19 protein-coding genes are annotated in these 24,289 nt (G+C 42.3%); 9 read left to right on the forward strand and 10 right to left on the reverse strand.

Annotation, left to right across the window (positions count from 1 at the left end):
• Position 1: 1 nt before the first annotated feature.
• The gene (acs, locus tag HPC41_RS22700; RefSeq protein WP_172396354.1) at positions 2-1,918 is read right to left on the reverse strand and encodes an acetate--CoA ligase; all 1,917 of its coding nucleotides are present in this window, start codon (positions 1,916-1,918) and stop codon (positions 2-4) included.
• A 186-nt stretch (positions 1,919-2,104) separates the two neighbouring features.
• Between acs and HPC41_RS22705 the strand changes: the two genes are divergently transcribed.
• Entirely contained in the window at positions 2,105-2,971 is an 867-nt protein-coding gene (locus tag HPC41_RS22705) for a UbiA prenyltransferase family protein (RefSeq protein ID WP_172396355.1), read from the forward strand.
• 95 nt (positions 2,972-3,066) lie between these two features.
• Here the strand turns inward: HPC41_RS22705 and HPC41_RS22710 are convergent, their stop codons facing one another.
• The 3 genes from HPC41_RS22710 to rsmA are packed head-to-tail and all read right to left on the reverse strand — an operon-like array spanning position 3,067 to position 6,002.
• Complete coding sequence (locus HPC41_RS22710; protein WP_172396356.1) at positions 3,067-3,999, reverse strand: NAD(P)-dependent oxidoreductase; 933 nt, start codon at positions 3,997-3,999, stop codon at positions 3,067-3,069.
• A 37-nt stretch (positions 4,000-4,036) separates the two neighbouring features.
• Positions 4,037-5,221: an FAD-dependent monooxygenase gene (locus tag HPC41_RS22715; protein WP_172396357.1), complete on the reverse strand. Its 1,185-nt coding sequence runs from the start codon at positions 5,219-5,221 to the stop codon at positions 4,037-4,039.
• Between the two features lies 1 nt (position 5,222).
• Positions 5,223-6,002 (reverse strand): 16S rRNA (adenine(1518)-N(6)/adenine(1519)-N(6))-dimethyltransferase RsmA, encoded by a 780-nt coding sequence (gene rsmA / locus HPC41_RS22720; RefSeq protein ID WP_172396358.1) that lies wholly within the window; start codon positions 6,000-6,002, stop codon positions 5,223-5,225.
• 174 nt (positions 6,003-6,176) lie between these two features.
• Between rsmA and pdxA the strand changes: the two genes are divergently transcribed.
• The 4 genes from pdxA to miaA all read left to right on the forward strand — a co-directional run bounded on the left by pdxA (position 6,177) and on the right by miaA (position 10,471).
• Positions 6,177-7,232, forward strand: a complete 1,056-nt coding sequence (gene pdxA, locus HPC41_RS22725) for a 4-hydroxythreonine-4-phosphate dehydrogenase PdxA (protein WP_172396359.1) — start codon at positions 6,177-6,179, stop codon at positions 7,230-7,232.
• A gap of 189 nt (positions 7,233-7,421) precedes the next feature.
• Positions 7,422-8,855, forward strand: coding sequence for a CCA tRNA nucleotidyltransferase (locus HPC41_RS22730; protein WP_172396360.1), 1,434 nt, complete (start codon positions 7,422-7,424; stop codon positions 8,853-8,855).
• A gap of 46 nt (positions 8,856-8,901) precedes the next feature.
• On the forward strand, positions 8,902-9,498 hold the full coding sequence (locus tag HPC41_RS22735) for an IS1096 element passenger TnpR family protein (protein ID WP_172396361.1): 597 nt from the start codon (positions 8,902-8,904) through the stop codon (positions 9,496-9,498).
• 46 nt (positions 9,499-9,544) lie between these two features.
• Complete coding sequence (gene miaA, locus HPC41_RS22740; RefSeq protein ID WP_172396362.1) at positions 9,545-10,471, forward strand: tRNA (adenosine(37)-N6)-dimethylallyltransferase MiaA; 927 nt, start codon at positions 9,545-9,547, stop codon at positions 10,469-10,471.
• A gap of 205 nt (positions 10,472-10,676) precedes the next feature.
• Here miaA and HPC41_RS22745 read toward each other — a convergent pair whose 3' ends face one another.
• Positions 10,677-11,747, reverse strand: coding sequence for a branched-chain amino acid aminotransferase (locus HPC41_RS22745; RefSeq protein ID WP_172396363.1), 1,071 nt, complete (start codon positions 11,745-11,747; stop codon positions 10,677-10,679).
• A 321-nt stretch (positions 11,748-12,068) separates the two neighbouring features.
• Between HPC41_RS22745 and HPC41_RS22750 the strand changes: the two genes are divergently transcribed.
• Positions 12,069-12,227 (forward strand): hypothetical protein, encoded by a 159-nt coding sequence (locus tag HPC41_RS22750; protein ID WP_172396364.1) that lies wholly within the window; start codon positions 12,069-12,071, stop codon positions 12,225-12,227.
• A 67-nt stretch (positions 12,228-12,294) separates the two neighbouring features.
• On the opposite strand, the gene HPC41_RS22755 is transcribed toward HPC41_RS22750, so the two are convergent.
• From HPC41_RS22755 to recJ, 3 genes are all read right to left on the reverse strand, one after another.
• Positions 12,295-13,809: a GH3 auxin-responsive promoter family protein gene (locus HPC41_RS22755; protein ID WP_172396365.1), complete on the reverse strand. Its 1,515-nt coding sequence runs from the start codon at positions 13,807-13,809 to the stop codon at positions 12,295-12,297.
• A gap of 18 nt (positions 13,810-13,827) precedes the next feature.
• A complete protein-coding gene (lptB, locus tag HPC41_RS22760; RefSeq protein ID WP_172396366.1) occupies positions 13,828-14,562 on the reverse strand; it encodes an LPS export ABC transporter ATP-binding protein in 735 nt (244 codons plus the stop codon).
• 279 nt (positions 14,563-14,841) lie between these two features.
• A complete protein-coding gene (gene recJ / locus HPC41_RS22765) occupies positions 14,842-16,542 on the reverse strand; it encodes a single-stranded-DNA-specific exonuclease RecJ (protein ID WP_172396367.1) in 1,701 nt (566 codons plus the stop codon).
• Between the two features lie 114 nt (positions 16,543-16,656).
• On the opposite strand from recJ, the gene HPC41_RS22770 reads away from it, so the two are divergent.
• A complete protein-coding gene (locus HPC41_RS22770) occupies positions 16,657-17,436 on the forward strand; it encodes an MBL fold metallo-hydrolase (protein ID WP_172396368.1) in 780 nt (259 codons plus the stop codon).
• A gap of 75 nt (positions 17,437-17,511) precedes the next feature.
• Here the strand turns inward: HPC41_RS22770 and HPC41_RS22775 are convergent, their stop codons facing one another.
• Positions 17,512-19,134, reverse strand: coding sequence for a RagB/SusD family nutrient uptake outer membrane protein (locus HPC41_RS22775; RefSeq protein ID WP_172396369.1), 1,623 nt, complete (start codon positions 19,132-19,134; stop codon positions 17,512-17,514).
• Positions 19,135-19,147: 13 nt separating this feature from the next.
• Positions 19,148-22,177: a SusC/RagA family TonB-linked outer membrane protein gene (locus HPC41_RS22780; RefSeq protein WP_172396370.1), complete on the reverse strand. Its 3,030-nt coding sequence runs from the start codon at positions 22,175-22,177 to the stop codon at positions 19,148-19,150.
• Between the two features lie 357 nt (positions 22,178-22,534).
• Between HPC41_RS22780 and HPC41_RS22785 the strand changes: the two genes are divergently transcribed.
• Positions 22,535-23,014 (forward strand): cation:proton antiporter regulatory subunit, encoded by a 480-nt coding sequence (locus HPC41_RS22785; RefSeq protein WP_077438826.1) that lies wholly within the window; start codon positions 22,535-22,537, stop codon positions 23,012-23,014.
• 3 nt (positions 23,015-23,017) lie between these two features.
• Positions 23,018-24,259, forward strand: coding sequence for a cation:proton antiporter (locus HPC41_RS22790; protein ID WP_172396371.1), 1,242 nt, complete (start codon positions 23,018-23,020; stop codon positions 24,257-24,259).
• The last annotated feature ends 30 nt before the right edge of the window (positions 24,260-24,289 follow it).

Below are 24,289 nucleotides of genomic sequence, written 5' to 3' on the forward strand. Positions count from 1 at the left end.
ATTATTTTTTTAGGCCTTCGGCACCTTGTATGATTCCTTCGACCACAGTTGGATCCTGCAAAGTCGATGTGTCACCTAGATTGCTAATATCGCCTTCGGCAATCTTGCGTAGAATACGGCGCATAATTTTTCCTGAACGTGTCTTCGGTAGGTCATTGACAAACTGGATGATATCTGGCTTGGCAATAGGGCCAATAATACGTGATACAGTCTCCATTATATCTTTTTTAGTAGCTTCTGCATCTGTATGGTGATTGGCGATAACATAAGCATAGATGCCCTGACCTTTGACTGGGTGTGGATAGCCGACAATAGCTGATTCCACAACGTCCGCATGCATATTGATGGCATTTTCTACCTCCGCAGTACCGATGCGGTGACCGGATACGTTCAATACGTCATCCACACGACCCGTGATTTTGTAATATCCTTCAGGACTACGGTAACAGCCGTCACCGGTAAAATACATGTCCTTATAAGTCGAGAAGTATGTTTGTCTACAGCGGTCATGGTCTCCCCAGGTCGTGCGTAGCATACCTGGCCAAGGGAATTTAATACAGAGATTTCCCGTTACATCATTGCCTTGGATTTCTTGCCCGTTTTCGTCCATCAATGCTGGCTGTATACCTGGCATTGGGAACATGGCATAACTGGCTTTTTCTGGTGTCACACCAGCTAAGGATGTGATCAGATGGCCGCCGTTCTCTGTCTGCCAATAGGTATCGACAACCGGACAGTTTTTCTTCCCCACCTTCTCATTAAACCAATTCCAGGCTTCTTCATTGATAGGCTCGCCTACCGAACCCAGTACGCGTAGTGACGAAAGATCGTTTTTATCCACAAACTGATCTCCGAAGGCCATTAACGAACGTAGTGCCGTAGGGGAGGTGTAGATAATATTGACTTTATATTTGTCAACGATATCCCAATAACGGCTGGCATCCGGGAAAGTTGGAATACCTTCAAACATCAGTGAGGTAGCGCCTTGAGACAACGGTCCATAAACAATATAACTATGCCCCGTGATCCATCCGATATCTGCCGTACAGAAAAATACATCGTTGGGCTGATATTGGAATGTATTCATAAACGTGTACCCCGTGTAGACCATATATCCACCACAAGTATGTACTACACCTTTAGGCTTACCGGTGGATCCTGATGTATAGAGAATGAATAAGGTATCCTCTGCATCCATCTCTTCCGCAGGGCAGGCCGGATTTCCTTGAGTCTCGACTTTCTTGATCTCATCTTCCCACCATACATCACGTCCTTTGATCATAGATACTGGCGTGCGTGTCCGTGTTAATACAATGACTTTTTCAACAGTATCACACTGCATCAGCGCATCATCTACAATATTTTTAAGACCAATGGTTTTATTGCCGCGGTAACTGCCATCCGATGTCACGATCAATTTGCATTCGGCATCAACAATACGGTCTGCAATAGAACGAGCGGAGAATCCGCCAAAGACAACCGAGTGGATAGCACCGATACGCGCACAGGCCAATACAGCAATAACCAATTCCGGAACCATCGGCAAGTAAATACATACCCGGTCGCCCTTTTTGATATTGTTGTTCTTTAATACATTGGCAAATTGCTCTACTTTCTGTAGTAGTTGTTTATAGGAAAGGATGCGGTGTGCTTCATTTGGATCATTGGGCTCCCAGATAATGGCCGGTTTATCGCCATTCGCATAGATATGACGATCAAGGCAGTTTTCTGTAATATTTAATTTTGCACCTTCAAACCATTTGATATTAGGTTCCTCAAAGTTCCAGTTCAGCACTTTATTCCATTTTCTCTTCCAGAAAAAATGATCCGCTATGCTCGCCCAAAACTCCTCTGGCTGTTCTACACTTCGCTTATATTCACTTTGATATTCTTCAAATGATTTTATTTGTAGGCTCATCGTTATTAGGATTATTATGAATTATTTTAATTTATATTGTTATCGTTGCGAAATCGTTTTTGATCGTTCAATTTCGGTGTACAATTTAGCGGTTTTTGACCATTTTATCAACAATTTGATGTTTAATATAATGTTAAACTACTTTTCTCTATCAAGATTGTTATATTGCAATACGATTTAACCAAGATGTTGTTTCTAAGAAAGTTGTTTTATATCACGATCTACACAAATCTTTTGATCGCTATGGCGGCCATGGCACAATGTGCGCTTACCTACATTATATTTGAAAGGCCGATCAATTGGTATATTGTTCTTGTGGAAGGGACTGCTACCTTATTGCTGTATAATTTCAGTCTTTGGTGGTCAAAGCCTAAAAAACCAAAAGAGTCCAAATTCCCCCGTACACGTTGGATATTTAACCATGAATGGGTCATGTGGGTAAATAATAGCATTGCTTTGATCGTGCTTGCTTTTTGCTTATGGCATATTCATCTGCACTCCTTTTTGTTTTTGGGGTTTATCGGTTTGTTGAGCCTGCTATATGGAATGCCTTTATTTACATTTCATGACCGAAAAGTAGGACTAAGACAGCTCCCTGGTGCAAAGATCTTCCATATTGCCTTGGTTTGGGTTTGTAGTAGTGTGATGCTTCCCTATATCGAGTTGGTCAGTGCCGGTGACAAAATCACACAATGGGTATTTATCGCGCTCTGTGGTTTGAAGTTTGTATTTTTGATTATCTGCACGCTGCCTTTTGATATTCGTGATATTCAGCAGGATTCTTATTACCACCTGCGTACCTTGCCTAATATGTTGGGTGAACAAAGGGCAAAGAACCTTACCTATACATTGTTAGTACTGCATTGCCTTCTTGTTCTGATCGTACCCTATATGATGTATGTCAAGGTTGGATTGATCTTGACTAATATCCTTATCTTCGCTTTACTAAAACTGGCCGTATTCAGGACAAAAGAGCATTATCATTACGCTTATCTTCTGGATGGTAGCTTGGTGTTGCAGTTTTTGATCGTTATTCTTGTCGGTATTTTTTAGTGCCGCAAATTGGCACCGCAACAGACCCGTCTGCATTTCATTTTAGTATTGATTACCGATCCCCTGGCAAGAAGATAATAGATTCTTGTAGGAAATTAGGAAGCTAAAAATGCAATGATCTTATCTGCGGCAACTTCCGACAACTTATAATAACTCTCAAATGTCCAGCCGGCCACATGGGGCGACAAAATCACATTGTCCCTGCTGATAAGGTCTGGATACCAAGTCTGTTCGGCAAGTTTGGGGAACTTTTCAACAGGAAGCACATCGAAAGCTGCACCGAGAATGGCCCCCTCTTCAAGCGCCTGTAATACGGCAGGTACGTCGACAATACCGCCGCGCGCGCCAAGTAGAAAGAAAATAGGCTTTTCAAATTTGGAGAGATAGTCTCGGTTGATCATACCACGTGTCTCGTCGGTCAAAGGAATATGGAAACTGATCACGTCCGCTTCTTGGTAGATTTTTTCCATGTTGGCCTCTGTGGCGTACTGGTCTGTATAATCTGTCCGATATTTGTCATAGGCAAGGACTTTTACATCAAAACCAGACAGCTTTTTGGCCATCGCCATACCATTATGACCATAGCCCACCAGACCCACTGTACGGCCTTTAAGTTCGTATCCACGGTTGGCCTCACGTAACCATTGGCCAGCCCTCACTTGTTGATCGCTGCGGTTAAGGTTATTCATCAGACTTAATAACATCCCGATCATATGTTCGCCTACTGCATCTCGGTTTCCCTCATTGGCAGAAATTAACATGACTTTCCGCTGCAGTGCAATCGCGTCGTCAATATTATCCATTCCGGCCCCTGCCCGGGCAATAAAACGTAGGTTGGGTGCTAGCTCGAAAAAAGCTTGATCAACCTGAAATTTGGAACGAATGACCAAGCCCGAATACAGGGATATAATTTTTTCGGCTTCCTCCCGGCTAATATCCGGTTGATAGTTATAAGCGATACCTGCCTGATCAAATTTTTCAAGCATGACCTCGTGAATGTCGTCGACGATCAAAATGTTAGTTTTCATCCAATATTTAGTTGTTGATGAGAACACGGGAAATGATTCAGATCCCGGTTTCATCGTTACGATTGATTTGCATAAAGTCCACGGACAATAATTTGTTTAACTGCTGCTGCTTGAGCCTGTCTGGCATTATTTTCATCAAAAAATTACGTGTGCCTATCAGCAGGGGATTTTCCCATTGGGCAATCTTTCCGATTTTCCAGGAGGTATTGCAGATATAGTTTACCCGCTCCAATCGGCGTTTTTGGAAACCTTGGAAAGCTAAAGTAATGGATGCTGCTGTTCGCAGTTCGTCAAGCAGCACAGCAACATCTTCGATTGCCTGACAGGCACCTTGTCCTAAATTGGGGGTTGTGGCGTGACCAGCATCTCCCAGTAAGAGGATGGGGCCAAAAGCAAGCTGTTGTAGTGGCGCAATATCGATAATGTCATTCCAGATGAGCTCAGTATTTTTAGTTTCCGATAGCATAGTTGGGATCGGGTCGTGGTAATCCTTGAAATTCTCCAATAATTCTGCCGTGGTCCAGTTTTTCAATGTTGGATTTTGTTGTCGGCTATTGATACAAGCGTACCAATAAATACGGTTGCCGACAAGGGGAGTCATCCCAAACCTGCCTTTTGAACCCCAAGTTTCGGTACTTTTTTTGAGCTGAATGCTACTGTTATCTATTGTCGCCCGCCAGCAGGTGTAGCCCGAATAACGGGGGCTTGATGTTGGGATCAGCTGCTGACGTAAAACGGAATGCACACCGTCGGCAACAAGTAATGCGTCACCTACAACTTGGCTTCCATCGGTAAAGTGCACACGGGTCTGTTCCCCTAGCCGTTCAAAGGAAGCCGCACGTTTGCCAAGATGAATTTTATGCCCGGAAATTTTTGATAAAAGAAATCGATGCAGGTCCGCACGGTGGATAGCAAAATTATCCTGTTTATATCTCTGGCTAATTGATCGGGTATTCGGTTCCACCAAAATATTCCCTTTTTCATCCAGAACATTATAAGAGTCAAGATAGTGTCCTAGCGGTACGATTTCATCTTTTAACCCGAGCTGTTCTAAAGCCTGCATGGCGTTGGCCGCAAGTCCAAACCCAGCCCCAATGCCTTTGAGCTCCGCGGCACTTTCATAGACATGTGCTTCAATGCCCAATTTTGCGAGTCCTATTGCAGCACATAATCCTGCGATGCCGCCGCCAATGATGATGAATGTACTGTCTGTGGCATGCATATTAGAGGCTGTTTGCGATTTCGTTGGTCAGACTGACAAAATCATCTACGGTGAGCCGTTCAGCTCGTAGCTCATAAAGCGGATTGTCCGACATCTTATCTTTTGGGACAACACCCGAAAGGGAGTTGCGCAAGGTTTTTCGACGCTGATTGAAGCCCGCTTTCACGACCCGCCAAAACAGCTTCTCATCGCAAGCTAATTGTTCGCGGTCATTTCGGGTCATGCGAATGACACCCGATAACACCTTGGGCGGTGGATTAAATGCGCCTGCCTTTACCGTAAAGAGATATTCTACTTTATAGTAGGCTTGTAAAAATACACTCAGGATGCCATACTCTTTGCTGCCAGCTTTCGCTGTGCAACGTTCGGCCACCTCCTTTTGAAACATGCCCGTCATCTGAACGACACGCTGGCGTTCATCAAGGATCTTGAAAAGGATCTGAGAAGAAATATTATAGGGAAAATTGCCGATGACAGCCATCTTTTCACCGAAATACTGTGAAAAGTCCAGGTTTAGAAAATCGCCATGGATTAATCTTTTACCCAATTGTGGGTATTTGTCATCCAGGTAGGCAATGGATTCGTCATCAACATCGATCAAATAGGTCTCATATTCTTCTTTCTGCAAAAGAAAGTCCGAAAGGACCCCCATTCCCGGACCGACTTCGAGTACCTCGCTAAAACCCAATTTAGGATCTAATGCTTCTACAATACGTTGTGCGGCATTCTTATCGTTTAAGAAATGCTGTCCTAAATGTTTTTTTGCTCTAACTGTACTCATGATGCAAAATTAGAAATTTAAAAGCTTTATAAAGTAAAAAGTCAAAAGTAAAAATTCAAAAGTGCAGGCGGTTTTTAAGCCAGGGGTTTGTTCAGCCAAATCTCAATACGCATATCTAACTACTCAATACTAAAAAAAAATCCCTATTTTTGATTCAAAGCATTTAAAAATAGAATGAGTGATAAACTAAAAATCGGAATTACCGTAGGGGATATTAACGGCATTGGACTTGAAGTAATTATAAAGTCACTGGTAGATCAACGTATGTGCGATTTTTTCACGCCAATTGTTTATGGAAATACAAAAGTTGCCTCTTTTCACCGAAAGGCGGTAGGGATAAATGATTTTAGTTTTAATGTAATCAATGATGCTGAACAAGCCCATCCCAAGCGGGCGAATATGATTAACTGCTGGCAGGAAGACGTCAAGATCACGTTGGGTGAGGAAAATGAGGTTGGCGGTAAGTACGCTTTCTTGTCGCTGGAAAGAGCGATCGAGGATTTGAAGTCCGGCAAAATTGATGCATTGGTGACTGCACCGATCAACAAACACAATATTCAGCAGGAAGGATTTCAATTTCCGGGTCATACCGAATATTTGCAGGCCAAAGTTGAAGCTGACGATGTGTTGATGTTTATGGTCTGTGATGAGCTGCGCATCGGTGTGGTGACAGGTCATATTCCTTTGCATGATGTAGCTGCGAATATTACCGAAGAGGCAATTTTGAAAAAGCTCGTTCTGATGAATGAATCTTTGAAAAAGGATTTCTGGGTAGAGAAACCCAAAATAGCTGTTTTGGGACTTAATCCACATGCTGGAGATCATGGTATTATCGGGACTGAAGACGACCAGATTATTCGACCAACGGTTGAAAAAGCAAATGAACAGGGAATTTTCTGTTTTGGTCCTTATCCAGCAGATGGTTTCTTCGCAAAGGGCGCTTATGAGAAGTTTGATGCGGTGCTGGCGATGTATCACGATCAAGGACTGATTCCATTTAAGCATATCGCAAAAGGGGCTGGTGTAAATTATACTGCGGGTTTGCCTATTGTTCGTACTTCACCAGATCACGGTACAGGTTACGATATCGCGGGCAAAAATCTAGCGTCGCCAGACTCATTTATGGAAGCAATTTTTACCGCAGTTCATATTGTAAAACGTCGCCGGGAACAGGCTGAATTACTAAAGAATCCATTGGCATTCCGCAAACTGTCCAAAGATCGGGATTAGACGAAGGGTAATTGATACATATTTTTTTAAGTTCATGCTTTTATCGTGCGATTATATGATCCAGTGATCAGGGCTCTGAACTCTAAAAGGGGGAAATGATTATCAATCTCAATTCTCAATAGCTATACCCAATACTAAAAAAATTGCTACTTTTGCAAAATGTTTGGTTTTTTACCACACGTTCTAACTATGCACGATAATTTACAACATCCAATATTTTCTATCATCAAAGAGCTCGCCGAGCAGACAAATACCGAGTGTTATGTCATCGGAGGATATGTACGCGACTATATGATGAAGCGTCCATTCAAGAATGACGTGGATATTGTTGTGGTGGGAAGTGGTATTGACTTTGCAACATTGCTGGGTGAAAAGCTGCATACAAAAGTTGCAGTCTATAAAAATTTTGGAACGGCAATGCTTGTTTTTGAAGGCTTAAATGTGGAGTTTGTGGGGGCAAGAAGGGAATCTTACCGGGCCAATTCCCGAAAGCCGATCGTAGAGGATGGCACGTTGGCCGATGATCAAAATCGCCGTGATTTTACGATCAATGCCATGGCTTTTTCATTAAATAAGCCTGATTATGGTGCTTTGGTAGACCCATTTAATGGTGTGGAGGATCTTGAACACCGCATAATCCGGACTCCGCTCGATCCCATAGAAACTTTTTCGGATGACCCCTTGCGGATGATGCGTGCGATCCGTTTTGCGACTCAGCTAAATTTTAAGATAGATATTGAGGCCATTAAAGCGATCACGGAGACGAAAGAACGCATCAAGATCATTTCCAAGGAACGGATTATTGACGAAATCAATAAAATTATTCTCTCCTCCAAACCCTCAGTGGGCTTTAAATACCTTTTTGATACTGGTTTATTAGCGCTGATCTTTCCCGCAATGTACAACTTACATGGGGTTGATATTATTGACGGAAAGGGGCATAAAGATAATTTTTACCATACATTGGAGGTCTTGGATAATGTGTGCGAATTGTCGGAGGATCTCTGGTTGCGCTGGGCAGCTATTATGCACGATATTGCCAAACCGGCAACAAAGCGTTTCGATAAGAAATTGGGCTGGACCTTTCACGGACATGAAGACCGCGGTGCACGCATGGTACCCAAACTTTTTGCTGAACTGAAATTGCCGCTGAATGAAAAGATGAAGTTTGTACAGAAACTTGTACAATTGCATCTTCGCCCGATTGTCCTTGCGCAGGATATTGTGACAGATTCCGCTGTAAGGCGCTTATTGTTTGAGGCAGATGATGATATCGATGCCCTGATGATGTTGTGCCATGCAGACGTGACAACTAAGAATGAATTTAAAAAGAAAAAATACCGTCAGAATTTTGAACTTGTCAAGCAGAAGCTAAAGGATGTGGAAGAACGAGACAAGATTCGAAACTGGCAGCCGCCGATTAGCGGTGAGGATATTATGACGCTTTTCGGATTAACTCCCGGCCGCGTTGTTGGACAGTTGAAAAATTTGATCCGTGAGGCTATTTTGGAAGGCGAGATTCCCAATTCCCGAATCGAAGCGTATCAATATTTGATCAAAAAGGCCGGAGATATGGGCTTGGAGGTCAAACAAGAAATCCCGTTGGAAATTTCCAATTCTTAAAATATAGTATTAATTTTAAACTGCTAAAAAGAAGGATACATAAAAGATGGCAATTTATAGATTTAGAGTTACTTTTGAAGATTACGAAGATGTATATCGTGAAATTGATATGCCTTCCAAAAGTACATTTTTAGACATGCATGAGGAAATCCACAAAACAACAGGCTATGCGGCTGATGCTTCTTCCTCTTTTTACGTCAGCAATGACCAATGGAAAAAAGGGACAGAAATTGCATTTAAACCCACGCAGCGTAAAAAAGATGCTGAGGTCTTATTAATGGAGAATATTCGCCTGAGCAAGTTTATTGATGATCCGCACCAAAAGTTTTATTATGTCTATAATTTTGACCGTCCTTATGATTTTCAGGTAGAGCTGATCAAAATCTTGAAGGAAGAAGCTGGTAAAGATTACCCGGCTTTATTCAAGTCTGTTGGTCAGGTGCCTAAAACCATGACTGCCGCTAATTTCCCTGTAGCTGATGCTGTTGAGGAAGATGAGTATGTTGAGGAAGATGAAACACAATATGGTGTGGATGACGAGGATGAATTGGATGGCTTTGACAGCGACGGCGAAGATGAAGATGAAGAGGGAGAAGGCGAGGAGGAGCGTGAAGAATCTACTGGCTACGAAGACGAATATTAATGGAAAATGCCTTTGGATGCTTATTTGAGCATTTGAAGCAAATATTATGGCAAATAAAAAAACACTAATAGCCATTGTAGGTCCGACTGCTGTTGGAAAAACTGCAATGGCTATTTCATTGGCCCAATACTTTAAGACTGAAATCATTTCTGCTGATTCCCGCCAATTCTATCGGGAGATGAACATCGGTACGGCAAAGCCGGATGTAGAAGAATTGGCCGCTGCTCCACATCATTTTATAAATTCGCATTCCATTGCCCAAGATTATTCTGCCGGCGATTTTGAACGGGAGGCGTTACGCTTGCTGGATAAGCTTTTCGAGCAACATGATGTGGTTGTGATGGTGGGGGGATCCGGACTATTTGTACGTGCACTCTGTGAAGGACTGGATGACCTTCCCAAAGCTGGGGAGGAGGTGCGTGAAAGACTCAACAACGAAATGGCGCAATTGGGTATTGAAAAGATGAAGGAACGGTTAAAAGCAATTGATCCTGCTTATTATCAAGTGGCCGATGTAGACAATCCACAACGTGTCGTGCGCGCCCTGGAAGTATTTGAGGCTACCGGCAACCCGATGTCGTTTTATCATAAAAAAGACGTGGATAAAAGACCATTTAATATCCTGACAATCGGACTGAATATGGAGCGTTCCCAATTGTACGAACGGATCAATCTTCGGGTAGATCGTATGATGGAAACGGGTTTGCTGGAAGAAGTTAAGTCATTGCTTCAATTTCGGAGTAAACCGGCGCTGTTTACGGTAGGCTATGCCGAATTGTTCGACTACCTCGATGGTAATATCTCTTTGGAAGATGCTGTGGATAAAATCAAGCAAAATTCGAGGCGCTACGCAAAGAGACAGATAACCTGGTTCAAAAAATACGGTGACACCTCTTGGTTTCAATCGACCGAGACAGCGGCGATTATTGCGTTTATAAACAGCAAGCTACTTGATCATAACGGAATGAGCTAATCTATCTCAAGGCAATAAAACCTTTATGTTTTCATCAGTACCAATAGTCATGACAAGCTGCTGAAAATTTTTGCTGACCGATAAACCGGGATAGCGCGTTCATTCATAATACATTAATGAAAAAATGCTTATCCATAAAAAAAAGACACTTACATAAAAAAAGGCAGCTAGTTATTTCCAGCTGCCTTTCTTATATTCTTACGATCTACTTTACCAAGTAATTCCATCCGAATGGATCAGCTACTTTACCGTAGCGCAACTCATTCAAATAATGCAATACTTTGTTGGAGAACTCACGGCCTTCAACTGGTGGCAAGTTGTAGTCTTGACCTTCAAAACCGATACGGCTAATATGGGTAATCGTTGCAGCTGTTCCTGCAGCGAATGCCTCAGTTACTGTACCTGCTTTGATACCCTCGATAAGCTCTTGTACAGATACCTTTCTCTGTTCGGTTTTAAAGCCCCATTTATCAGCTAATTCCATAATGGTACGACGGGTTACACCGTGTAAAATGGTATCACCATGTGGTGTAATAATGGTATCGCCAATACGGAAAATTAAGTTTGCAGTACCTGCCTCTTCAATGTATTTATGGTCTGCAGCGTCAGTCCACATAATTTGATCATAACCTTCATCGTTAGCCAATTGGGTAGGATAAAGTGACAATGCATAATTACCCGCATTTTTCGAAAATCCAACACCACCTTCGGCAGCACGTGTATAGTATGTTTCAACTTTTAAGCTAATGGGTTTGCTATAGTAAGCGCCCACTGGCCCCGTGATAATGATAAATTTGTATGATTTGGATGGATGTACGCCCAAAGCAGCTTCTGTACCGAACATAAATGGACGGATATATAACGAAGAACCTTCTTTGGCAGGAACCCAATCACGGTCAATATCCAATAGTTTGCTCAGGCCATCCATGAAGATTCCTTCCGGGACCTCAGGCATCTGAAGACGGGCTGCAGACTTATTAAATCTTTCCCAGTTTCTGTCTGGACGAAAGATGCTCACTGTACCGTCTGCAAATTTATAAGCCTTGACACCTTCAAAGATCGCTTGACCATAATGTAAAGCGGACATTGAAGGACTGATACTGATATCTCCATAAGGGACGATGCTGACATCTTTCCATTCACCATCATCATAGTCTGCGACCAGCATGTGGTCGGATAATATCTTTCCGAATTTTAGATTGTCGAAATCTACTTGCGAGAGTCTTGAATTTTGAGTTGGCTCTACGCGAATTGAATAGTTCTCTGTCGCGTTCATCTTATTTTTTATATTACTTAGGCTAAGTTAGGAAAAATTGAAATATAAACCGCACTTTGTCCTGATAATTTACTATCCAGCGGAATGCCTTTTATTTCGGACAGTCATTCTCCAATTTACTACACTTGTTGTTTTGAAAATGAAGATTTTAGGCCAATCTTTTTCAAAAAATGTGTATTATAAATTAATTGTGTTAATTTTTTATTAATTAATACTGCATCTGTATTTATGGCATAAAGTTTGGCAATAAAGAATGCGGCCATTGGTTGGCTTTTGGCTCGTTGTACGCTATAAAATCACTTATCATAAAATAAACTTAGTATGGAATTGACTCACCGTCTTAACAAAAGCAATGAAGTAACATCGAGTGAAACTCGCGAATTGTTACAGCGTGATGTTGAAATTCAAAAGAAAGGTATTTCTGTGAATTTTATCCTTGGTTTTTTTGTGTTTTTGTATAAAACTGCAATTAAACCCTAAACAAAAGAGATTAGCCAAAAATGTATAGGAAAAATTTTGGCTAATCTCCACAAGGATAGACTTTCGGTCAATCTTGTAAAATCTTTAAAAGCGGATCGAGATATTCTCTGTTATTGCTCAATCGAGGGACTTTATTCTGTCCACCCAGCTTACCTCTAGACTTCATCCATTTATAAAAAGTGTCTGAAGGCGCATTATGGACAATTGGCGATTGAAGTGCCATATTCTTAAATCTTTTTGCATCGTAATCCGAATTGATTTCCCGCAATTTTGCATCCAATATTTCACAAAAACGTTTAAAATCGTTGGGCTGCTGTTCGAATTCGATCACCCATTCGTGCGCGCCAGCTTCTGCTTCCCTAAAATATACTGGTCCTGCGGTATAATCTTTAATGCGAGCATCTGTCAATTTGCTTGCTTCTGCCAGTGCTTGCTCAGCATTGTCTACGATTACTTCTTCACCAAATGTATTGATGTATTGTTTTGTGCGTCCTGATATCTGAAAGCGATAAGGCGACAGGGAAGTGAATTTGATCGTATCACCTATTTTATAGCGCCATAGTCCAGCGTTGGTGGATATGATCAGGGCATAGTTTGTACCAATTTCCACCTGGTCCAAGCGTAACGTAGCCGGATTTTCCTCATGTACCCGCTCCATTGGAAGGAATTCGTAATAAATCCCATAATCCAACATCAGCAGAAGGTCTTCGGAATCTGATTCATCCTGCAAACCAAAATACCCTTCTGATGCATTGTAGTTTTCTAGATAGTACATCTTGTCGGAAGGGATCAACTTGTGGAACTGCTCGCGGTAAGGTTTGAAGCTTACGCCACCATGACCATAAAATTCAAGATTGGGCCATACCTCCAACAGGTTGTCCTTGCCTGTGATTTCCAAAACACGCTTGGCCATCACAATGTTCCAGGTTGGCACACCAGCGAGACTAGTCACATTTTCTTTGATGGTGATCTGGGCGATCTGTTCTATTTTCTCTTCAAAATTGGGATTTAAAGTCACCTCCATGTTAGGGGTACGTTTAAATTCTGCCCAAAAAGGAAGATTACGGATTAGGATTGAAGATAGATCTCCATAGTAGGAATCCGGACTGAAATTGTTGATCTGGGATGAACCACCGATAACGACAGATTTTCCAGTAAAAACACGACTTTCTGGCCTATTGTGACAGTAGATGGTCAACATATCCTTTCCTCCCTGAAAGTGACATTCTTCCAGTGCTTCTTCACTGACCGGTATAAATTTACTGCGGTCAGCGGTTGTTCCCGAAGATTTTGCAAACCATTTAATGTCCGATGGCCAAAGAATATTCTGCTCGCCTTTGATCATCCGATCTACATAGCCTTTGATATCATCGTAGTCCTGTATCGGCACACGTTCTTTGAATATTTCGGGCGTGAGTATACTCGTATAATCGTATTTCTTTCCCCATTCCGTTGCCTCAGCAGTAGAAATTAAACTCTGGAACCATTCTTCTTGTACATCGTGGGGATATTTCATGAAAAGCTCAATCTGGTGAATTCTTTTTTTCATGAACCAAGTAAAAATGGAGTTTAATAAGGCCATAGGGATCTTCTTTATGCTTTAAAATTTTTTCCTTCTTAATTCAAAATGACGACCGAGATAGAATTTTCGTGCCAGCTCATTATCCGCAATTTCTTCGGGGGTGCCGGCAAGCATAATTTTTCCTTCGGTCAAAAGATAGGCTCTATCGGTAATGGAAAGAGTTTCCTGTACATTGTGATCGGTGATTAAGATGCCAATATTGCGCGTTTTGAGCTTGGCGACAATAGTCTGTATTTCCTCCACGGCAATGGGGTCAACCCCTGCAAAGGGTTCATCCAGAAGTATAAATGATGGATTTGCAGCCAATGCCCGGGCGATTTCAGTACGCCGGCGTTCACCCCCTGACAATAGATCACCCCTGTTTTTACGCACACGATGAAGGCTAAACTCGCTCAACAGTTCCTCCAGCTTGGCCATACGCTCTTCTTTGTTCGGATAGTGGATCTCTAGGACAGCAAGAATATTATTCTCCACGGACAACTTCCGGAACACAGAAGCTTCCTGTGCCAAATAGCCTATCCCACGTTGCGCACGCTGATACATGGCGTCTTGTGTTATCTCTTGATCATCTAAGAATACCTTCCCATCGTTAGGCTTGATCAAACCAACAATCATATAAAAAGAAGTGGTCTTACCAGCGCCATTGGGGCCTAATAATCCGACGATCTCTCCTTGTTCAACATGAAAGGAAACATTATTGACAACTGTACGTTGCTTATATTTTTTTATGAGATGTTCTGCCTTTAAAATCATCTTCTTGATTTAGCTTTTTGTTGCATGTATTTTCTACCCTTACTCCGGCGAACTTCAGATCAGCTTAATCTGATCCCGAAATCCTTGTAGGATTGTTTTCATGCAAATCTATTGTAAATATATTTAATATCTTCTTAGTATTAAGTATTTAGATCGTAGTATTTAGATCTGAGGAATGTGATTAGTTTTACAGTCCTAGCCTATTACCATTTAACGCAAAAATGCTGTAGGCTGTCCACAAGAATTAAATCTATGTACCCATCATCGACTATCGAAATGCTAATACCGAATACCCTTGATATTAAGTTGTAAGTTTCTCTTGTTGCGCCATACATTCTCCTCTATACTATAACAGATATCGAAACTCTGGCCCGAATTGATAAGACTGATATGGTCGGCTAGTCCGAAACCGATACAGTCAAAAGATGCGGAGTCTTCCTGCAGCACGGTCATTTTTAAATGGTTTGTACCTACAGGGAAAGCCGGGCCCACCGCAGTTACTTTCTTACTCAAAAAAATCGGAGCCTCATTTTGTGGGCCAAATGGTTCAAACTGTTGGAGTATGCGGAAAAACTTTGCATCTATATCCTTCAGCTGAAGTTTGGCATCGATCAAGATTTCTTGCGTCAGCATTTCGGGGCTGATCCGTCGGGCGACAACTTCTTCAAAGCGATCTTGAAACAGGCTGACGTTGTCAAGAGACATCGTTAAACCAGCAGCGTATTTGTGACCACCAAATTGCTCGAGTAGGTCAGCACATTCACTTAGGGCCTCATATAAATCGAATCCGATTACTGATCGGCATGAACCGGCAATATGGCCATTGGTCTCGGTCAATATAATTGTCGGGCGGTAATATTTCTCCGTCAATCGCGAAGCAACAATACCGATGACGCCTTTATGCCAGTCCGCTTTGTATAATACAGTTGATTTACGGCTTTTCAGTACGACATTTTCCTCAATGAGCGCCAGGGCTTCCTCGGTTATTTTTAGGTCGAAATCCTTACGGACATTATTTTGATCATCAATACTCGAACTAAAATCTTTGGCTTCCTGTAAGGATTTTGAAATCAATAATTTAACGGCATCCTTCGCATGGTCTATCCTACCGGCGGCATTGATGCGCGGGCCGATCTGAAATACAATATCATTGACAGTGAAAGTTTTTGTTCTATTGTTGGAAAGGTCAATCAACGCCTTAAGTCCGACACAGGGGTTGGTGTTGAGTTTGATCAGTCCAAAATGGGTTAAGATTCTATTCTCGCCGGTGATCGGAACGATATCGGATGCGATACTTACCGCAACGAGATCCAAAAATTGGTAACAGGCATTGATATCCATATCATTGGTCAGGATAAATGCTTGAATGATCTTGAAGCCGATACCACAACCTGAAAGCTCTTTGTAGGGATACGCGCAATCTGCACGTTTCGGATCTAGTACAGCGAATGCCTTCGGAAGTTCTTCGCCCGGCAGGTGGTGGTCACCGATGATAAAGTCTATCCCCTTGCTGTTAGCATAGTCAATTTTATCAATGGCCTTTATGCCGCAATCCAATGCAATAATTAAGGTAAAGCCGTTGGCAGCGGCATAATCTATACCTTGCGTCGATATCCCATAACCCTCTGCATAGCGGTCCGGAATGTAAAACTCAAGTTGACTGTGAAATTCTCTAAAGAAACTGTAGACTACGGCCACTGCTGTGGTACCATCGACATCGTAATCACCGTAGATCAGGATTTTTTCTTTATTGCCAATGGCTTGGATGATTCGGGATATGGCTTTTTCCATATCTTGCATCAAAAATGGATCGTGCAAATCAGACAATTGTGGTCTAAAAAACTGCTTTGCTTCGTCAAAACTCCCAATTCCCCTGCTGACGAGCAACTCTGTTAACACAGCGTTGATATTTAGTTCCTCGCGCAGTTTGTTGGTTATTTTGACATCAGTTTTAGATTTTAGTACCCACCTTTTTTGCATATCTTTGCACAATATTTTAAGTGTAAATATACGTTTTAAGGCTGGACTTACCTAATTCCTAAACCTGGTATTGACCCTCGGTTGCTTAACGTGCATATTCCCAATGTTTTAAATATGGTACAGGCTTATTCTTTATATGAAGGTTCTTTTTCCGTCGATAAGAGCAGAAAATTCGTTCCCTTTGATCCAGCTTTGGATGACCCAAAAGACCGTCCGGGATCGATGTTTATCCATGTTCATCCTTTTTTGATTAAAACAGAATCGGGTATTGTGATCTGTGATACCGGCCTAGGCCATACAGATGAACACGCTGTGTTGAAATTGTACAATAATATCCGAAAATTGGGTTACGAACCAGATGATGTGAAATATGTACTGATGTCGCATTTACATAAGGATCATGCTGGTGGAATGGTGAGTATGGAAAGTGGCTCGCCTCGCATTGCTTTTCCGGAGGCGGAATACATTGTGCAAAGGGGGGAATGGGAGGATGCCTATTCAGGTATCTCCAGTTCGTACCGTACAGAGATTTTTGATGTTGTCCAACGGAGTGGAAATCTCGTGCTGGTAGAGGGTGAGGGGCGGATAAATAATGAAATTAGTTACGCGCATAGTGGTGGACATACCGCAAATCATCAGGTATTTCACATCCAAACAGGGGCAGAGCATTATTTTTTCGGCGGCGATGTATTACCTGAGCCAGAAGAAATTTTTCATAATTACGTGGCTAAATACGATTTTGATGGCCGCCGTTCAAAAGAACTTCGGCAGGCTTATTGGGCAGAGGGCGCTCCCCAGGGATGGATCTTCTTGTTTTATCATTCCAAAACTATAACGGTGGGGCGTAGTCAGCTGCGTCCAGATGGAAGTTACAAACTGGTTGAAGCGAGGTAGAATGGAAAAACAAATGATATGTCAATCAAAAGCCTCGTGGAATTTAAATTCCACGAGGCTTTTTTGACGTCAGGTTTAATATCCAGCATTCTGCGGGAAAGCAGCCTCAGTATTGCTGTCGATGACTTCCTGTGGAATAGGCCAAAGAATAAATTCCTTCTTGACAACATCTTTTGACTGGGGATTAAGCGCCTGTACACGGCGTAGGAAAACGTCGGCACCAAAGCGTGCTAATGTCATCCTGCGCATTTCTTCGCCTATAAGCTCTCTCGCACGTTCATCCAATATAAAATCTACGTTGATTGCCGAAGCATTGACCGGAGAGGCTTTGGCCCGGGCACGCACCGCATTGATGGCATCCTTCGCCAGCTCAGGTTTATTGGCGCGCATATATGCTTCCGCCAATAAAAGATAGGTCTCGGCCAATCGTATTTTCACACGATCTTTCATATTGCCTTCAAATGCAGGGTTTGCTGCTGTTTTTCCATAGAAAAACTTGGTAATTGTTGGAAATACATTGCCCGAAGCGATGATGTCCTCGGTCAACACAACCTTCTTACCATAGAGTTCGGGAACGGAAGGATCATTATAATACCAATCCCGTTTAATATTGTAAGACGAATTTCTGACGTCTTGCTTTTCATAGCTGTCTAGCCACCACTGATATGGACGTACGTGGCCAAGGCCCCTTCCTCCGAGTGAGTCAGCAAGGACAAAACCTTTTTGCTGCGAATAGAAAGGAACCCATGCGCGTTTGCTCCAATCCGTGTAATTGTCTCCACCTCCCTGCGTATTGTATTCCAGTTGAATGGCCCAGATAGTTTCTTGATTGCCGGACGAACGATTCTGGTTGTTCTCAATAAACATGTCGTGGAAATAGTCACCGGGTTTGTCTTTCTCAGCACCAAATCGTTGATCGTTTAACTTAAAGTAACCACTTTGAATAACTTTTTGAGCTGCTTCTGCAGCCAAATCTGGCTGACCTGCATCGAGATAGGCCTCTGCAAGGTAATGAAGGGCTGCCCATTTGGTTAATTTGCCTTCCTGAATTGGGCCTGGGTCCTCAGGCAAGTTGTCACCAGCGTATTTAAGGTCCTCAATCATATGTGCCAGTACCTCAGCTTTAGGTGTACGGGTAAAGTCACGACGTGGGGTTGGCGATACCTTGTCCACCCAAGGTACATCCCCGTAGAGGTTGATCAGGTAACGGTAGCTATAGGCGCGGAAGAAACGGGCTGTAGCTTCCACACGCTTTGGATCATTCTCTTTATCGGTCCATTGTATCGCGTTTTTGGTAAGTGCTTCCAGGATGATATTCGTATTTCCGATAAAACCATAGGCATACTTCCAGTAATTACGTACATAAGACGAAGCTGGATTGAGGCTATAGTTGCTAAAAGGCGCTAAAGTTGCATCAGTTCCTGTGGTTTTGATCGCGACAATGTCTGTACCAACTTGTAAAGCTTCCTGCGGTGTTGCTCCCTGTGAAAATATACTGCCGTTCCAGGTCAGAAATTCCATCCGAGCGTACGCGTATAGACCGTTCAGGCCCGTTTCAAAACCTTTGGTATTAATATAGGTATTGTCAGGCGATTGAAAGCCGCTGGTATCTTCATTTAGAAAATTTTTGCTACAGCCAGTAAAGAATAGGCTAAGACCAGCTAAAAGTGTATATAAAGTTGTATTTCTCTTTTTCATGATATTTAACTGTTTAGAATTGAACATTTAGCCCTAATGAGAATGTTCTTGCTACCGGATAAGGGTAGGCAATATTTGTTGATGTGGGGTTTCCTGTCGTCGAACTGACACTTAATGCTTCTACATTATACCCTTTTATTTTGGAGAACGTATAGATATTGCGTGCATTGATAAATGCCCTGACGGACGAAAGATTCAATCGTTCTAGAAAATCGCCTTCAAAGGTATAGCCCAAGCTGAGGTCGCGAATCCGCCAATACGCTGAATTGATGTAATACGTATGGTTATTGACAGGTGTGTAACCCGGTGACGGTATAGCTGTGTTTGGGTTCTCCGGTGTCCAGTAAGGCATATCAGCTAGATAATTTGCGCCATTATTGGGTAGGAAACGCTCGATATTTTTAAAGTCGTCCACTTTTGTGCCGCCAAAAGCACCGTTCATAAAAATAGAAAGGGAGAAATTTTTGTAGGTAAAATCATTCCCAATACCGAGAGTATAAGGTGAAATTTTATTCCCCATGACAGTACGGTCGCTGGCATCGATTTTACCGTCGTTATTTAAATCAGCTAATTTAGCGTCGCCTGGTTTTGCTTTTGGTTGATAAGAGTTGGCGATATCCTCACCCTCTTGCCATACTCCGATCACTTTGTAATCATAAAATATACGAATGGGTTTGCCAATAAGCCATGCGTTGGTCAAATCGTCCTTTCCATCGGAACGTAATTTGGTAATTTTGTTGTTATTGTATGCAAAATTGACCGTGGTGTTCCATTGAAAATTGTCATTTTTAATGTTCAATGCGTTAAGAGTTACCTCAAACCCTTTATTGGAGGTTTCACCAATATTATTCAAGATTGTATTATAACCATTCATCACAGGGACTTGCTCGCTCAGCAAAAGATCTGTTGTTTTGGATGTATAGTAATCAATCGTTCCCGAGAGACGATTTTTAAGAATGCCAAAATCCAAACCTGCGTTTAAGGAGGATGTCGTTTCCCAGGTCAGGTTGCTTCCTCGTCCATTGAAATTCATCACGAGTCCTTTTACGGGATCTAGGTCATAGATATAATCCACATTGGTCAATCGGTCATAGGTTTGATATGGAGATACGGCTTGGTTCCCGTTTTTACCATAAGAAACACGTAGTTTTAACAGATCAAAGTAATCCTGGACATTCCCCTCTTTGGAGATTACCCAAGCTCCGGCAACTGAAGGGAAGAAGGCGTACCTGTTATCAACAGAAAAAGCGCTATAACCGTCCGAACGACCGGTTAATGTCAATAGATAACGATCTTTGAAGGAGTAGTTGATCCGTCCCATATAAGAGATCATCGCTGTATTCTCAAGCTTGGATTCCAATTTCAGATTTTTGGAAGCTGAAGCCATATTGTTGTACCCGGCATCGGAAACGAAATCATCGCCGGTCATTTTAGACGTTTTGAGGTTGGTCTTTTGTGAAGAATAGAGTCCGACTACATTAATTTTATGATCGCCAAAAGTCCGGTCATAAGTCAGTAAATTCTCCCAGGTCCAATCCCAAAAATGTTCATTATAAATCTCTCCCCGTCCATTTACACCGCGTCCTGTCAACGTATTTGATCCATAATAGGAGTTTTCATTGATATTTCTGTAGTTCGTGCCAAATGTTGACTTGAAGCTTAACCCTTCAATTGGAAGCTTGACATCTAACCAGGAGTTTGCATAAACAGTCCGTCGTGTATTGTCCCATTGGCCATTTTCATCGGCGAAAGGATGACCCCATAATGTTTGGGCATACATCGGATACGTCTCTGCTACACCATTTTCATCCCGATTTTTACTATAGGGAGATAGTTTTACCACGCTTTCCAGGTTGGGTTGTACACCATCACGATTGCCTTGTGATGCTTGCATGGTCATTCCCAATTTTAACCATGAATTTAGGCTTTGATTGAGATTTAAGTTGACATTGTAGCGTTCGTATGGTGTGTTTTTAACCACGCCATCTTGATTGAGATAGCTTACAGATGCATAGTAATCAGATTTGTCAGTTCCGCCCGAAAAACTGAGCTGATGTTCGTGAATGGGAGCCGCATTGTTAAAAGCTTCATTTTGCCAATTGACTTCTTCGCCTTTTTTATACTGTTCCAGTACATTCGCAAAAAGGTAGTTTTCGGGATTAAGCGCATCACCAGTTTTACCTTTAGCGGCTTGATAGTCGCGCATAAATTGAATGTATTGTGGGCCATTCATTAATTTCAGACGACGTTCTACACTCTGAAGCCCAAAATAACCATTGTAATTGATGCGCGCTTTTCCAGCGGCACCTTTTTTGGAGGTGATCAAAATGACCCCATTTGCCGCACGTGATCCATAAATGGCCGTGGAAGAGGCGTCTTTTAATACAGAAATACTCGCAATCGTATTGGAGGAAATATCACCCAATGAGCCGCTGAAAGGGATTCCATCTAAGATGATCAAAGGATTATTGGAAGCAGATATGGAGTTTTCGCCACGTATATTGATCGCTGCGGTTTCCCCTGGTTTAGCATTTCCAGAATTGATTGCTAGACCAGAAATCTTGCCCTGTAGTTTGTCCACGATGTTTGGCGAATTGATTCGCTCCAGGGATTTGGCTTCCACTGTAGCGACACTTCCTGTCAGGTCACTTTTTTTCTGTTTACCGTAACCAACAACGACAACCTCGTCCAACATGTCCTCGGATTTTGTCAGCGTAACTTGAGTTGTTTGGGATACTGGTAACTCCCGTGCAATAAATCCGATTGAATTAAAGACTAATGTAGCATTTTTTGATGTGACTGTCAGCGTAAATACTCCATCTTGACCAGTGGTGGTTGCTACTGTTGTTCCTTTTTGCTGTACGGTAACCCCGCTGACAGGCTTTCCGGATTCATCCAGCACTTTTCCAGAAACGGATTGTTGTTGGACGACTTGGATAATGGCTGTCTTCGCATTATTAGGGAGCGCTGCAACATAACAAGGTGCTGCTACTGAAAGAATTGTTAAGGGTGTCAGTAGAATGAAATGACTCTTTTTGACCATAGTGTGTAATTTAGATTCGCTAGTTTTAATGGCGACAAGTATAAAGAAATTAGGCGGAGTGATTTCTTTGCTGAGCTGAACAAACGATTGCACGAACTACGAAAACGTTATAGAAATTCAACTTTGTAAAAACGCTTTCATGAAGAAAAAGGGTTCGCTGACTGATGCTTTTAAATGAATTACGCTGCCTAAAACTCGTTTTTCTGATCTTTTTTTAGTATTTTGGGATAATCTGCTTGTTCATGTCCCCTGCCGTCGCGCGGAGAGGATTCGTTTAAGATTGAATTTTTGGTTAAATTTGTTTTTGGTAAAACGGCGCTTTGCTGTTATTATGGGTATTTATTTAAATAGAAGATTATGTCTATTGTAAGAGAGTCCGATCTGATTGGAATTGGAAAGAAATTTCAAATCGAAACCGATGCGGGAGACAATATGGTTGTTGTGATCCACGATGATGGTCGGCGGGAACTGTATCGTTATGATGACGAGGAGCATGAATCACGTTGTGTAATGACACTTAATGATGATGAGTCCCGTCAGATAGCCGGTATTATAGGCGGCTTGTCCTATAAACCTAAGGCATTGGAAACAATTGAAGTAGCTTTGGACGACTTGCGTATCGAATGGTACAAGCTTGAGGGCAAATGGGAAGGGGCAGGGAAAACGATCGGTGAATTGGAGGTACGGCAACGTACAGGAGCTTCCATTATTGCTGGGATTAGGGATGATGAAACGGTGATCAACCCCGGACCATCTTACCTGATTACTCCGGGCACAACCCTGGTCATTGCCGGAAAGAAAAACAACATCAAACTTTTAAAGGAAATTTTACTGTAATCTATGCTATCACATACCTTAATATTGGAAATTGGAATCGCTGTCGGACTTGTAGCCATTGTTGGACTGATTGCTAACAAGCTCAAGTTTTCCGTTATTCCTTTTTTCATTATTATAGGCATGGTTTTGGGACAGCATGCACCTCAGATTGGGATGGTGGACCTGACATTTACCGAAAGCAAACCCTTTATAGATTTTATGGGCAGGCTAGGGGTATTGTTTCTCTTATTCTATCTGGGACTGGAATTTTCAGTCAATCGACTGATTAAATCCGGTAAAGCCATCGTAACAGGAGGGACCATCTACGTACTGCTCAATTTTACGTCTGGACTGTTGATTGGTTGGCTGATGGATATGCCCTTCAAGGAGATGATGGTGCTTTGTGGTATCATGACGAGCTCTTCAACAGCTATTGTAGCTAAGGTGCTTACGGACCTGAAACGGACGGCAAATCCAGAGACCGAAGTGATTATGGGAATGATCATGTTTGACGACCTGTTTATCGCCATGCATATTTCCTTTCTTTCAGGATTGATATTAACGGGTAGTAGTTCGTTTTGGGCGGTAGCAGGGACGTCCTTGTTGGCATTGGGCTTTATCTTGGCCTTTTTGGTGCTGGGCCGTAAATTGGTGCCGGCAATAGACCGTTTATTAAAAGAAAAAACTTCTGAACTATTTATATTGGTCATTTTTGCGCTGCTTTTTATCGTTGCCGGATTTTCGGAGACCATCCATGTTGCTGAGGCTATTGGTGCATTGATGGCGGGATTGGTACTCGCAGATTCGCAATACATTAAGAAAATTGAGGCAATGGTGCTGCCTTATAAAGATTTCTTCGGGGCGATGTTTTTCTTTAGCTTCGGACTATCGATTGATATCATGTCGCTGGGGGGAGCCGTATTATGGGCTTCCATAGCAGCTGTGGTAACCGTTATGGGTAATCTTGCTTCAGGTTATTTTGCAGCCAAATTCTCGGGAATGAAGCCTAAAACTTCCTTTGACATCGGCTTTACCCTGTCTGCCCGCGGAGAATTTTCGATTATCATGGCCAATATCGGCAAAGCAGGCGCTTTACTCCCTGTGATTCAATCTTTCGTCGTGGTGTATGTATTGATCCTTTCCATCGTGTCGCCACTTTTGACGAAAGAATCGCGTAAGCTATGGAAGCTGCTCTTTGGAAGTGATGCCAATACCGCCAAGCCGCTCAAGAAACTAAGTGATCTGGAAAATAATAGTTCCGGATAATTCTAATGCGATTTTTTTACGCTGATCTTT

It is taken from the genome of Sphingobacterium prati, assembly GCF_013167215.1.
In the GTDB taxonomy this organism is placed as follows: Bacteria; Bacteroidota; Bacteroidia; order Sphingobacteriales; family Sphingobacteriaceae; genus Sphingobacterium; species Sphingobacterium prati.

What these genes read in the sequence shown, in the direction of transcription:
- miaA (WP_172396362.1), top strand. Translation starts at nt 9,545, where the DNA reads ATGGCAAATAAAAAAACACTAATAGCCATTGTAGGTCCGACTGCTGTT.
- lptB (WP_172396366.1), bottom strand. Translation starts at nt 14,562, where the DNA reads ATGATTTTAAAGGCAGAACATCTCATAAAAAAATATAAGCAACGTACA.
- HPC41_RS22770 (WP_172396368.1), top strand. Translation starts at nt 16,657, where the DNA reads ATGGTACAGGCTTATTCTTTATATGAAGGTTCTTTTTCCGTCGATAAG.
- HPC41_RS22735 (WP_172396361.1), top strand. Translation starts at nt 8,902, where the DNA reads ATGGCAATTTATAGATTTAGAGTTACTTTTGAAGATTACGAAGATGTA.
- rsmA (WP_172396358.1), bottom strand. Translation starts at nt 6,002, where the DNA reads ATGAGTACAGTTAGAGCAAAAAAACATTTAGGACAGCATTTCTTAAAC.
- HPC41_RS22730 (WP_172396360.1), top strand. Translation starts at nt 7,422, where the DNA reads ATGCACGATAATTTACAACATCCAATATTTTCTATCATCAAAGAGCTC.
- HPC41_RS22780 (WP_172396370.1), bottom strand. Translation starts at nt 22,177, where the DNA reads ATGGTCAAAAAGAGTCATTTCATTCTACTGACACCCTTAACAATTCTT.
- HPC41_RS22745 (WP_172396363.1), bottom strand. Translation starts at nt 11,747, where the DNA reads ATGAACGCGACAGAGAACTATTCAATTCGCGTAGAGCCAACTCAAAAT.
- acs (WP_172396354.1), bottom strand. Translation starts at nt 1,918, where the DNA reads ATGAGCCTACAAATAAAATCATTTGAAGAATATCAAAGTGAATATAAG.
- recJ (WP_172396367.1), bottom strand. Translation starts at nt 16,542, where the DNA reads ATGCAAAAAAGGTGGGTACTAAAATCTAAAACTGATGTCAAAATAACC.
- HPC41_RS22710 (WP_172396356.1), bottom strand. Translation starts at nt 3,999, where the DNA reads ATGAAAACTAACATTTTGATCGTCGACGACATTCACGAGGTCATGCTT.
- HPC41_RS22755 (WP_172396365.1), bottom strand. Translation starts at nt 13,809, where the DNA reads ATGGCCTTATTAAACTCCATTTTTACTTGGTTCATGAAAAAAAGAATT.
- HPC41_RS22785 (WP_077438826.1), top strand. Translation starts at nt 22,535, where the DNA reads ATGTCTATTGTAAGAGAGTCCGATCTGATTGGAATTGGAAAGAAATTT.
- HPC41_RS22705 (WP_172396355.1), top strand. Translation starts at nt 2,105, where the DNA reads ATGTTGTTTCTAAGAAAGTTGTTTTATATCACGATCTACACAAATCTT.
- HPC41_RS22775 (WP_172396369.1), bottom strand. Translation starts at nt 19,134, where the DNA reads ATGAAAAAGAGAAATACAACTTTATATACACTTTTAGCTGGTCTTAGC.
- HPC41_RS22790 (WP_172396371.1), top strand. Translation starts at nt 23,018, where the DNA reads ATGCTATCACATACCTTAATATTGGAAATTGGAATCGCTGTCGGACTT.
- HPC41_RS22715 (WP_172396357.1), bottom strand. Translation starts at nt 5,221, where the DNA reads ATGCATGCCACAGACAGTACATTCATCATCATTGGCGGCGGCATCGCA.
- HPC41_RS22750 (WP_172396364.1), top strand. Translation starts at nt 12,069, where the DNA reads ATGGAATTGACTCACCGTCTTAACAAAAGCAATGAAGTAACATCGAGT.
- pdxA (WP_172396359.1), top strand. Translation starts at nt 6,177, where the DNA reads ATGAGTGATAAACTAAAAATCGGAATTACCGTAGGGGATATTAACGGC.